We start from the raw sequence: 12,785 nt of genomic DNA, 5'->3' as shown, positions 1-12,785 counted from the left end.
GCTCCTGTCGCACCGCTCCATGGCAGCCACGGGGCTGGTCGCGGTGGTGATCGCAGCCGTGGCGGCGACGATCGGTCTGACGAGCTCGGGCTATCAGGCGCAGCGCGTCAGCCTGTCCGATGGCACGGTCTGGGTCGTCAACGACTCGCAGACCGCGATCGGTCGCGCGAACCCCGCCGTCCTTCAGCTGAACTCAGCCGTCCGCAGCACCGGCACCGATCTCTCGGTGGTGCAGGATGCCGATCATGTCCTCCTCCTCGACGAGAGCGACGCGACCGTGGGCGCCGTCGACACCAGCAGCGCATCCGTGAGTCAGACCGTTCCCCTGCCTCCGAACGCGCCCGACGTCCTGCTCGCCGGCGACACCGCCGTGATCGTGTCCGGCAAGACGGGCGAGTTCTGGTCGACCCCGGTGTCGCAGCTGACGGCGTTCGACGCGACTGCGCAGGCCGAGCTCACCCTCGGCTCGAACGTCGTGACCGGCATCACGCCCTCCGGAACCCTCGTCGCCTATTCGCCCGACAGCGGCCAGCTCTCGCGGGTCGACCAGGTCTCGTCGTTCGGCGTCTCGTCGTCGACGCGAGTCTCGATGCGCAAGACGGACTCCTTTCAGGTCGCGTCGGTCGGGCGGCACTGGGCCGTGCTCGACACCACGCGCGACCTCCTCGTCGTCGACGGCCACCGCGTCGACCTGTCCGGGCGCGTCACCGGCCGCGTGGCGCTCCAGCAGTCGTCCGACACCGGCTCGGTCGTCCGGGTGGCGGCGACGTCGGGGCTTCTCGACGTCTCCTTCTCGGGCGCCGTGACGTCGCGCGTGTCGGGGCGCGCCGGTGATCCTGCCCGCCCCGTCGTCGTCGGCGGCTGTACCTACGCGGCGTGGACCGACGGTGCCGGCTGGAACGACTGCACGTCGTCGGGCCAGTTGCAGAAGCTGCCGTCAATGCCGGCGTCCGCGTCTCTCGCCTTCCAGGTCAACGGCCCGAAGGTGGTGCTCAACGACACCGCCGGCGGCTCCAGCTGGGCGGTGCAGCGCCACGGTCAGCTGATCGACAACTGGAGCGACCTGATCACCGACGACAAGACGCAACAGCAGCAGCAGACCCAGAACGACCGCGAGCAGCAGAAGCTCGAGGTGCAGGAGAAACCGCCGGTCGCCGTCGCCGACGCCATGGGGGCGCGCCCCGGCCGGGCCACGGTGCTGCCCGTGCTGCTCAACGACTACGACCCCAACGGCGATCCGCTCGTGATCACCAGCGTCACGGGCGTCCCCGCAGGCGAGGGGCATGTGAACATCATCTCGAGCGCACAGCAGATCCTGATCACGCTGACCGCCGGAGCGTCCGGCACGATCGGCTTCGACTACACGATCACCGACGGCCGAGGCGGCAGCTCGACGGCCCACGTCGTCGTCACCGTGAAGCCGCCGGGTGTCAACGGCGCGCCCGCGCAGGTGCGCTCGACCCACGCGGTCGTGGCCTCGTCCGGTCGCGTCACCGTCGACACACTGGGCGACTGGGTCGACCCCGACGGCGACCCGTTCTATCTCACGAGCGCAACGGGCGCCGACGGCGGCACGGTCACCTTCAAGCCGACCGGCGAAGTGGTCTACCAGGACGCGGGCAAGGGGCCCTCCACCCAGGAGATCCTGCTGACGGTCTCCGACGGGAAGGCCGTCGGCCGCGGATCCCTCACGATCACGGTGTCAGCTGCGGGCCAGGTGCCGCTGACGGCCGAGTCGTTCTCGGTCGAGGCTTACTCGGGCGAGGTCACCACGGTGAGCCCGCTGCAGTACGCCCAGGGCGGCACGGGCACGATCAAGCTCAACAGCGTGCCTGCCAAGGCCGGTGCGACGATCACGCCCAGCTACGCGGCCGGAACGTTCACCTTCGTGAGCCTTGCGGTGGGCACGCACAACCTCGAGTACACCGTGACCGATGGCAACAAGACCGCCACCGGCACGGTGCGCGTCGACGTCCAGGCCCCGCCCCAGCCGAACACACCGCCGATCACGACGCCCAAGTCGGTGTTCGTGCAGAGCCTCAGCACGCAGGAGGTCGACATCACGGCCTCGGACTTCGACCCGGCGGGCAATGTGCTCATGATCACCTCGACCACCGCCCTGCCCGTCTCGTCGGGTGTGCAGGTGCAGGTGCTCGAGCAGCGCTACCTGCGGATCACGCTGACCGCCCCGCTCGACAAGGGGCCGGTCTCCTTCACCTACACCGTGACCAACGGCCTCGCCTCCTCGCAGGGCTCGGTCACCGTCATCCAGATCCCTCGCCCGGCCGTGCTGCAGCCTCCGATCGCGACCAACGACCAGGCGACGGCGCGCGTCGGCGAAGCGATCGACATCGACGTGCTCGCCAACGACGAGCAGCCCGACGGCGAGGCCATCACCCTCCAGCCGAAACTCGTCAAGAACGTCTCGTCCGGCGGCGGCCTGCTGTTCGTCTCGGGCACCGTGCTGCGCTACCTCGCCCCGAAGACGCCGGGAAACTTCACCGCCGAGTATGCAATCGAGGGCACCGACGGCCAGCGGGCGACGGCTCAGGTGAGCATCTCCGTGCGCGAGGCCGATGCCGCGACGAACAACCCGCCGGTGCCCCAGGCGCTGACCGCGCGGGTCGTGTCGGGCCAGACCGTCCGCATCCAGGTGCCCCTCAACAACATCGACCCGGACGGCGACTCGGTGCAGCTGCTCGGCGTCGACTCGAACCCGCAGAAGGGCAATGTCACGAGTGTCGGGGCCGACTACATCGACTACGAGGCCGGCACCTACTCGGTCGGCACCGACTCGTTCACCTACTCGGTCATCGACAGCCTGGGAGCCCGCGCGACGGGAACCATCCGCGTCGGCATCTCGCCACGAGCCGAGGGCGCGCGCAACCCGATCGCGGTCGCCGACGCTGTAACGATGCGGCCGGGCGGCAGCATCCTGGTGCGCGCCCTCGCCAACGACTCCGATCCCGACGGCGGCGCTCTGCACCTCACCGGTGTGAAGCCCAACAACAAAGACGTGACAGCCGAGATCCAGACAGGCGGCATCGTCAGGATCACGCCGCCCAAGACCCCGGGCACCTACGGCCTCGTCTACACGGTAGCCAACGACGTCGGAGGCAGCTCGTCGAACTTCATCACGGTCAAGGTCGAGCCGGGCGCCGCCCTGAACTACCCCGAGGCGCAGGACAGCGTGCTCACGCTGGCCGACGTGCTGCACCGCAAGACCGTCGACGTGAACGTGCTCGCGAACGTCTTCTTCGCCGACGGCAACGTGTCGAGCCTGGGGCTCGGCCTCCTGCCGGGCTACGGCGACACCGCCCAGGTCACCTCGAACCACCGCATCCGCGTCACCGTCACGAACACCAGCCAGATCATCCCGTTCTACGTGTCCCACCCGGAGGATCCGTCGATCCGCGCCTACGCCTTCATCCGGGTGCCCGGCTTCGACGACGCCCTCCCGCAGATCAACGAGGCCGCGGCGCCTCTCTCGGTGGTCAGCGAGAAGACCTTGACCATCGACATCAACAAGTACGTCATCTCGACGAACCCCAACGGCGTCCGCCTCACCGACAGCAGCACTGTCCGTGCGACTCACGCTGACGGCTCGAATCTCGTGACGAACTCGACGACGCTGACCTACACGTCGGCGCCCGCGTTCTTCGGGCAGGCGTCGATCTCGTTCCAGGTGACCGACGGAACGTCGACGAGCGACCCGTCCGGGCATACGGCGACGCTGGTGCTGCCGATCCAGGTCACCCCGCGCGCCAACCAGCCACCCGTCTTCAACGGGGCGACGCTCGACCTCGAGCCGGGCGACACGCGCACACTCGACCTCACCAAGCTGACGACCTACAACTACCCGAAAGACATCGGCGAGTTGCGCTACCAGGCGACCTCGTCGGGCATCCCCGGGTTCTCGTACTCGATCTCGGGCCAGTCCCTGACCGTCAAGGCCGACTCCGACGCGACCAAGGGCTCGTCGACGAGCCTCGGAATCACCGTGCGCGACTCCGCCTCGACAGGCCAGTCGGGCAGCATCGACCTGACCGTCGTCGGCTCGACGCGGCCCCTCGCCATCGCCGCATCCGACTCCGCGGTGACGAAGCGCGGCTCGACGACCGTCATCAACGTGCTCGCGAACGACGAGGCGACGAACCCCTTCCCGGGGCAGCCGCTTCGCGTCCTCGCGATCCGGGGCGTCGACGGCTCATCCGTCCCCCCTGGGGTGACGATCACACCCAGCGCCGACAACAGCCGGCTCAGCGTGGCCGTCTCGTCATCGGCGAAACCGCTCGACACGCACCTGCAGTATGAGATCGCCGACGTCACCAATGACCCGTCGCGCTATGTCTGGGGCGATGTCACGATCTCGGTCGAGGACGTCCCGGCGGCGCCCGCGGCGCCCATCCGCTCGGGCACGTTCGTCGGCGGGCAGCTGACGCTGTCGTACGCTGCGCCCCTCGCCAACAACTCGGCGATCACGTCGTACCGCCTCACCGGCTCGTCCGCCAGCGGCAGCTACACGAAAGACTGCGGCACCTCGACCCTCTGCACCCTGACCAACCTCGACCCGGCGACGCCCTACACGTTCAGGGTCGCGGCCGTGAATGGCATCGGCACCTCGCCGCAGAGCCCGTCGAGCCCGTCCTACAGCGCCGACTACGTGCCGTCGGCGCCGACGGGTGTCACCGTGACGCCCTCGTCGTCGAGCCCGGGGGCCCTCAACGTCAACTGGAGCACCGTCCCGACGCCTGCGAAGGGCAGCCCTGTCATGGGCTACGTCGTCGAGATCGCCGGGCAGGGCGCCCCCGGCACGCAGAGCGTCCCCGCATCGGCCACGTCGACGTCGATCGGCGGTCTCACGCCGGGCGCGCAGTACAGCGTGCAGGTCTACGCGACGAACTCGGCGCAGGTGTCCAGCACCGCCGATTGGGCCCGCAGCGCCGTAGCCACCGGCACGGCCGTCGGTGTGCCGTCGACGGTGAACGTGACGGCCACTCTCGCCGACAACGCGAGCGGCAACGTCCGGATCACCCACACCGCGAGCGATCCTGCCGGTGGCGGCAGCGTCGCCTACACGGTCGCCCGCGCGAACGGAGCCGATCAGCCGGCCCCCGCGTGCTCGCCGACCTCGAAGCCGGGCGCGATCTCGGCTCCGGGCGGCGTCGACTCGTCGGCGCAGGACGGACAGTCGTACACCTACTTCGTCTACAGCGACAACGGGCTGTTCTGCTCGGCCTCGAAGTCGAACAGCATCCAGAGTCTGGCCGCGCCGGGTCAAGCGTCTGCGACGGTCACGGTCGCGAACAACAACAACACCGGTTACTTCGACGTGCAGGTCGACAGCGACCCGAGTGCCCTCTCCGTGGCGTCGGGCACGGCAGTGCTCTATCAGGTCTCCACTGACAACGGCTCCACCTGGAACACCGTCAACCGCGGCGACTTCCTGACGAGCCTGAACACGTCGGGTGCTGTTGTCTACGGCAACTCGCAGAGCTTCTTGTTCCGCGGGTGCCGCGACAGTGCCGGGACTATCTGCGGCCCGAAGTCCACGATCGTGATGGCGACACCGATCAGCACGAGAACGACCGTGAACGTCTGCGTCCCCGGGCAGACCCTCAGCACCAACCCGCCGCAGAACGGCTCGGGCATCAACCCTGACAGCTACTCGGTGCAGTTCAACGAGCCGCTCGTCCCGGGCACTGACAACTGGGTCAGCGGCGATCCCGACGGCACTCCGTTCACCACAACTAGTACCGTTCCTGACAACGCGACGCAGGTGAAGGTGCAGGCGACGGTGCAGGGCTTCCAGGATCCCGCGCCTCCGGCCATCGACTGCGGCGGCTAGCCGCGGTCGAAAGCCGCCCGACGACCGCAGCCCGACGACAGCGCCCTCCACAGACAAGGACCCCGACAGCATGAGCATGACGCCCGAACAGGCCACCTGGTTTGCCGACATCTTCGCGCGCCTCGTGGCCAACGTCGACAAGGTGCTGCTCGGCAAGTCGTTCGTGATCAAGCTGTCGTTCTCGGCGCTGCTCAGCGAGGGCCACCTGCTGCTCGAAGACTTCCCGGGCACCGGCAAGACGAGCCTCGCGCGGGCCATCGCGCAGACGGTTCAGGCGCGCAGCAGCCGGATCCAGTTCACACCCGACCTCCTGCCGGGCGACATCACCGGCGTGAGCATCTACGACCAGAAGACCGGCGAGTTCGACTTCCACGCGGGCCCGGTCTTCGCGAACATCGTCCTCGCCGACGAGATCAACCGTGCGAGCCCCAAGACGCAGGCAGCCCTGCTCGAGGTGATGGAGGAGTCGCGCGTCACCGTCGACGGCGTCACGCACCCGGTCGAAGCGCCGTTCATGGTGATCGCCACGCAGAACCCCATCGAGCAGGCCGGCACCTACCGCCTGCCCGAGGCTCAACTCGACCGCTTCGTCATGAAGGCGTCGATCGGCTATCCCGACCATGCGGCGACCCTCCGCATCCTCGAGGGCTCGGCCACGCGCGTCCACGAGGGTTCGCTGGCGCCGGTCGTCGAGGCGGCCGTCATCACCGAGATGGCGCGTCTCGCTCGCACAGTGCACGTCGACCCGGTCGTCGCCGACTACGTCGCGCGTCTCGTGGAGGCGACCCGCAACGCGCCCGAGGTGCGCCTCGGGGTCAGCGTGCGAGGAGCCCTCGCCCTGGTCCGCGTCGCCAAGACGTACGCCGCATCGAACTCGCGCCACTACGTCACCCCCGACGACATCAAACTGCTCGCCGAACCCGTGCTCGCGCACCGCCTGGTGCTCGACCCCGAGGCCGAGTTCGACGGCGTCACCCCGTCGAGCATCATCGGCCAGCTGCTCATCGAGGTGCCGCCGCCCGCCGAGCGGGTGAGCGCGTGACCCTCCCGCGCCGGGCGGCGACCGGATGAGTCTGACGCGCCCGGAATCCCCCGAAGGGCGAAGCGCCCGCGAGGGGCGCGTCGACACGCTCTCGAGCACGCAGGGGCTGACCAACGCCCGCACGCGCATCGTCGGCAACCGCACGGGCTTCAGCGCCGACCTCCTCGTCTTCCTGGTGCGGCTCTGGCGGTCGTTCGCGGCGGTTGTCGCCCGATGGGGTAGAGCGGCCTCGAACGTCGTCACGCCGGTCGGCTGGGCCATGCTCGGCGTCGCACCGGCAGCTCTGATCGCGGGCTACGCCCTCGGCTGGATCGAGCTCATCGCCATCGGCTTCGCGTCGGTCGTCGTCCTCCTGCTGGCGACGCTCTCGGCGGTGGGCCGCAACGCCTTCACGATCTCGCTCGACCTGCCGCACGAGCGCGTCGCCGTCGGCGACGACGCCGACGGCCGGGTCACGGTGACGAACCCGACGCGGCGCCGTGTGCTCGGCGTCACGGTCGAAATCCCGATCGGGACAGGGCTCGCCGAGATCACGCTGCCTGGCCTTCGCGGAGGCGACTCCGTCGAGGAGTCGTTCGCCGTGCCGACCTCACGCCGCGGGGTCATTCCCGTGGGGCCCGTCCGCACGGTGCGCGGCGATCCGATCGGGCTCGTGCGCCGCGAGGTGGAGTGGACGGGCGTGACCGACCTCTTCGTGCACCCCCGCACCATCGGCATCCCCTCGACCAGCACGGGGCTCATCCGCGACCTCGAGGGCAACGCGACGCGCGACCTCACCCCGAGCGACATCTCGTTCCACGCCCTCCGCGAGTACGTGGCCGGTGACGAGCGCCGCCACATCCACTGGAAGTCCACGGCCAAGGCCGGCGCCTACATGGTGCGGCAGTTCGAAGAGACGCGGCGCAGCCACCTCGTCATCGCTCTGAGCCTCGCCAACGCCGACTTCGCCACCGAAGACGAGTTCGAGCTCGCCGTGAGCGTCGCCGCCTCCCTCGGCATCCGCGCGATCCGCGACGCCCGCGAGGTGTCGGTCGTCGTGAGCGAGCGCACGCCCGAATTCGCCAAGCGCAAGACACTCGCGGTCAAGAGCCTCAGCACGCTGACGCGCACGCGTCTGCTCGACGAGCTCTCGCTCGTCACGTTCTCGGAGTCCGCTCTCGCCATCACCGACGTGGCCCGGGTCACGGGCGAGCAGGTCACGGGCGTCTCGGTCGCCTTCCTCGTCGTCGGGTCGACCACTCGCATCACCGACCTGCGGGCCGCCGCCGCCGCGTTCCCTCCCGGCGTCGAGGCGGTCGCGATCGTGTGCGACCCCGACACCGTGCCCGGCATGCGGCGCGTCGCCGACCTCACCGTGTTGACGGTGGGGTACCTCGACGACCTCAAGCAGTCCCTCGCCAAGGTGGTGTCGGTGTGAGCGCGCCTGCGGTAGATCGGCCGAGGGCCTCGCAACAGGCCGCAGGATCAGGAGGCGCCGGTCTCCGACCCCGTGCCACTCGCGTGCGCGTGTCCCTCGGCTTCGCTCTCCTCCAGTGCCTCGGCTTCGCCGTGATCATGGCGGTCGCCGCCATCACGCTGTGGCCCGTGTATCGCAGCACGGACTTCGTCGTCCTCGTGACGGTGAGCCTGGTGGTCGGGTCGGCCATCGCCCTGGTCGGCACGTTCTTGCGTCTCTCGAGCTTCTGGATCCTGCTGGTCACGATCGTGGCCTTCGGCGTGTTCGGCGTGGCCGTGGCAGTGCCGAGCCAGACGCAATTCGGCGTGCTGCCCACTCTCGACGGGCTGCGCGAGCTCGCCTCAGGCGTCGCGCTCGGCTGGAAGCAGCTCATCACGATCACGCTGCCGGTGGGCGGCTATCAGGCCCTGCTGGTGCCGGCGTTCGTGCTGCTGCTGCCGGGCACCGTGATCGGCGTCACGACGGCGCTGCGGTCTCGCCGCCCCGAGCTCGCTCTCGTGCCGCCGATTGTCGTCTTCCTCGGCGGGATCGTGCTGGGCTCGGCCGAAGCCCTGCTGCCGCTGGCGACCGGGCTCGGTCTGCTGGTGGTATCGGTGCTCTGGGTGGTGTGGTGGCGGCTGAGGCGACGGCGCCTGGCGATCGCCCGACTGACACGAGCCACGCGCCGACAGATCACGGCGCGGGGCGGGACGCCTCCCGTGCGATCCGGCAACGGCGCCGTGGCTCGCCGGGCCATCGGCGGCACGGTCGTCACTCTCGTCGTCGCGGGGGCCGTGGCGGCCGGCGCGACCACAGTGCTGAGCCCCAGCCATGCGCGGTGGGTCGCCCGCGACGCCATCGCCAAGCCCTTCGACCCGCGTGCCTACGTCAGCCCCCTCAGCGGGTTCCGCGCCTACGAGCAGACCCCCGCGGTCGACGCCGACCAGCTGTCGGTGACGGGCCTCTCGGCGGGCGACTTCGTGCGGATCGCCACCCTCGACACCTACGACGGCGTGGACTTCTCGGTCGGCGGCAGCCGCACGTCGGGCGACTCGGGCACCTTCACGCGGGTGCCGACGTCGTTCGACCAGTCGAAGGTCGTCGGCCGTCAGACGTCGATCGGCGTCACCGTCGACTCGTACTCGGGCGTCTGGCTGCCGACGGTCGGCAAGCTCGAGTCGATCGACTTCAGCGGCCGCGACTCGGCGAACCTTCGCGACGCGTTCTTCTACAACGACACGACCGGCACGGCGGCCGTCGTGGGCGGCATCCCTGGGGGCGTCTCGTACTCGCTCGACGCCGTCGTGCCCGCCCAGCCGTCGACGTCCGAGCTCGATTCGCTCACGCCGGGCCCGGCCTCGGTGCCCACGCCGACCAACGTGCCCGTCGCGCTCAAGACGACGCTGGGCGATTACGTCAACGGTGTCAGCGGCCAGGGCGCGCGTCTGCTCGCAGCGATCAACGGTCTCAAGAAGAACGGCTACGTCAGCCACGGAGTGGGTGAGAACGAGCCGGTGAGTCGATCCGGGCACGGGGCCGATCGCCTCACACAGCTTTTCACCGACCCCCTGATGATCGGCGACGCCGAGCAGTACAGCGCAGCGGCCGCCCTGATGGCCGACCAGCTGGGCTTCCCGGCTCGCGTGGTCCTGGGCTTTTCGGCAGGAACGGAAGCGACGGGCGCAGCCCAGAAGTTCACCGGATCCGACATCACCGCCGTCATCGAGGTCGACACGGCCCAGTTCGGCTGGGTCACGCTCGACCCCAACCCCACGCCGCGAAAGATCCCCGACGTCAAAAAGACCGATCCGAATCAGATCTCGCGGCCGCAATCGGTAGTGCAGCCGCCCCCGCAGGAGGCCGACCCGCCGAACAACCAGACCCAGCCGCAGAGCAAGCAGGACAGCCCCGCCCTCCCGCCCGCCTGGATCGCCGTGGTGCTCGCCATCGTGCGGATCGGTGCCTGGGTGCTGCTCGTCGCCGGCCTCATCATGGCCCCGTTCATCGCGATCGTGGGGGTCAAGGCCCGGCGAAGGCTGCGTCGGCGCCGTTCGCGCGACGCCGGCCGACGGATCACGGGCGGGTGGCAGGAATTCCACGATGCCGTCGTCGACCACGGCATCTCGCCCGGGCCGTCGGCGACCCGAGCCGAGGTCGCGGCGGCCGTCGGCGGGTCGCGCCCGGCCGTGCTCGCGCGTGTCGTCGATCGGTCCGTCTTCGCGCCCGAGAGCGTCGACCCGGCCGACGCCGACCGGGTCTGGAACGCCGTCGGCGAGATGCGCGCTCACCTCGACGCGGGCCTCACCCGGTGGCAGCGATTCCGGGCGCGCGTCTCGACGAAGTCGCTGCGCGGATACCATGGCCCGAAAGCTTCCAAGCGTTAGAGAGCCATCACCGCCTATGCGTTGTCCCACCTGTTCGAGCCCGCTGCCCGACGGAGCCATGTTCTGCGGCCAGTGCGGCCGCGCGATCACAAGTGCCGATGTCGCGGCGTTCCGCGCCGAGCAGGATGCCGAGAACGAGGCTGCCGCCGCGACCTCCGCGACCGAGATCCCGGCCTGGAGCCTGCAGGAGCCGCCCGCGGCTCAGGTCCCATCCGGCACCCCGTGGTGGGTGGCCGAGCGAGAGGGCGGCGGTGGTGACGGCCGCGACGGCAAGGCTGCCGAAGCGATCCCGGATGCGCCGAGACCCTCTCCGCTCGACGAGGACGACGACGGCGCGCCCGTCAGTGCACCTTCCGCGGCAGCCCTTCCCGAGGCCGACGATGCGTTGTCGACGGACGTCGGCGACGAGCCCGTGGGCGCTGACAGTCCGCCGCAGGCAGTCCGCCATGAAGATGACGCGATCTCCGCTCCGCACGACGATCCGCTGCCACCCGTCGAGCCGGCAATCGAAGAGCCGCCCGTCGACCCCGGCCGGGACGGGCCGCCGGCACCGCTCCGGCCTCCGGGCAGCGTGTCGTCCGGTGGCGGCCGGCCGACGTCGGCTCCGCTGTGGACGGCATCGCTGACGCCCGTCACCGAGACTCCGGCCGAAGGGGCTGAGGCCGACGCGCCCGACTCGCATCCTGCCGCCTCCGAGCCCGATGCCGGCCTGGCCGACGGCGGCTCCTCCGAGGCGTCCCAGCCGGGCGCGCCCCTCGAGCTCGCCGCGCCTGCCGAGCGCGAGTCGACGCCCGACTCGCAGCCCGCGTCGAGTCTTCGAGCACCCGAGCAGCATTCCGAGCCCGACCCGGCCTCCGCGTCGAGTCTTCGCGCACCCGAGCAGCATTCCGAGCCCGAGCCCGGCGACACGAACGTCATCGCCCCGCTGGTCGCCCCGACCGCCGCCCGCGAAGACGGCCGGCTGCGCTGCACCGTCTGCGGCGCCGACCTGAGCGCCGACGACATCTTCTGCGGCGAGTGCGGCACCGTCGTGCAGTCGGTCGCCCAGTCGTTCACGGGCCCCATCACGCCGATCCTCACCGGCCCGGTCACAGTCCCCACGACGTCGGAGCCCCGCGAGCCGGCCCCGGATGACGCCCCCACCCGCTCGCTTGCCGACAGGCCTCAGGATGCCTCGCCTGACACCTCGCCTGCCGAGCCCCCACACGCCCCGCGCCCGGCTCCGCTCGCCCCCACGCCCGTCGCCCCGGCCGAGCAGTCCCCGCCCCCGTTCGTGCCGGACCCCGAGCCAGCGCCCAAGAAGCGTCGCCTCTTCGGCCGCCGCCCGCAGCAGGAGGCGCCGAAGCTCTGGTCCGAGTCCGCACCACCGACGCCTTCGGCGGGCCCGGTCCCGCCGATGCCTTCGAGCGACGACGCCTCGCCTGCCGTCGCCGACGAATCGATCCGCGACCCGGAGGCGGGCGTCGCCGCCCGGCCTCTCGGCGTGGACGACGTGCCGGTGGTGCCCGAAGCCGAGCGTGCTGCCGATCCTGCGCTCGCCCCTCTGCACGCGACCCCGCTCGACGCACCGCCGCAGACGGCCGAACCCGTCGTGGCACCGCTGCCTCCGGCCCCTGAGACACCCCGCTCGGCCGCACCGTGGGCCGTGGGATCTCTGACCGACGACGTCGAGAAGACGCGCATCGTCGCCCGCAAACCGCTCGGAGACGCGTACGTGCTGCAGTTCAGCACCGGCGAGAGCTTCACGGTGCAGGGGTCGGGCCTCGTCGGCCGCGCCCCGACGCCTCAGCCCGGCGAGAGCATCGACCTGCTCGTGCGGATCGTCGACCCCGGCAAGTCCGTGTCGAAGACGCACCTCGAGTTCGGCCAGGACGACGGCTCGCTCTGGGTCGCCGACCGCTGGTCGGGCAACGGCACCGTCGTGCGGCTGCCGTCGGAGGCCGCGAAGCGGGCCGAGCCGGGCAAACGCGTGCGGGTGCCCCGTGGGGCGCGGGTCGAGATCGGCGAGCAGTTCTTCATCGTCAGCTGAGAGCCCAGCCGGATCCTTCCACCGGCCTGGGATTGTCCACAGGGACA

Annotated in this window: 5 protein-coding genes; all 5 read left to right on the top strand. The window is 70.4% G+C overall.

Annotated features, from left to right (window positions below; genetic code table 11):
• The first annotated feature begins 19 nt into the window (after positions 1-19).
• The 5 genes from AX769_RS14630 to AX769_RS14610 all read left to right on the top strand — a co-directional run bounded on the left by AX769_RS14630 (position 20) and on the right by AX769_RS14610 (position 12,738).
• Positions 20-5,848, top strand: coding sequence for an Ig-like domain-containing protein (locus AX769_RS14630; protein ID WP_157887645.1), 5,829 nt, complete (start codon positions 20-22; stop codon positions 5,846-5,848).
• A 70-nt stretch (positions 5,849-5,918) separates the two neighbouring features.
• Positions 5,919-6,890, top strand: coding sequence for a MoxR family ATPase (locus AX769_RS14625; protein WP_066280741.1), 972 nt, complete (start codon positions 5,919-5,921; stop codon positions 6,888-6,890).
• A 25-nt stretch (positions 6,891-6,915) separates the two neighbouring features.
• A complete protein-coding gene (locus tag AX769_RS14620) occupies positions 6,916-8,307 on the top strand; it encodes a DUF58 domain-containing protein (RefSeq protein WP_066280739.1) in 1,392 nt (463 codons plus the stop codon).
• 89 nt (positions 8,308-8,396) lie between these two features.
• The gene (locus AX769_RS14615) at positions 8,397-10,709 is read left to right on the top strand and encodes a transglutaminase domain-containing protein (RefSeq protein ID WP_157887644.1); all 2,313 of its coding nucleotides are present in this window, start codon (positions 8,397-8,399) and stop codon (positions 10,707-10,709) included.
• Positions 10,710-10,725: 16 nt separating this feature from the next.
• Positions 10,726-12,738, top strand: coding sequence for a zinc-ribbon domain-containing protein (locus tag AX769_RS14610; RefSeq protein WP_157887643.1), 2,013 nt, complete (start codon positions 10,726-10,728; stop codon positions 12,736-12,738).
• Positions 12,739-12,785: the final 47 nt, after the last annotated feature.

This window comes from Frondihabitans sp. PAMC 28766, from assembly GCF_001577365.1.
In the GTDB taxonomy this organism is placed as follows: domain Bacteria; phylum Actinomycetota; class Actinomycetes; order Actinomycetales; family Microbacteriaceae; genus Frondihabitans.
This window is presented reverse-complemented; position numbering and strand designations above follow the sequence as displayed.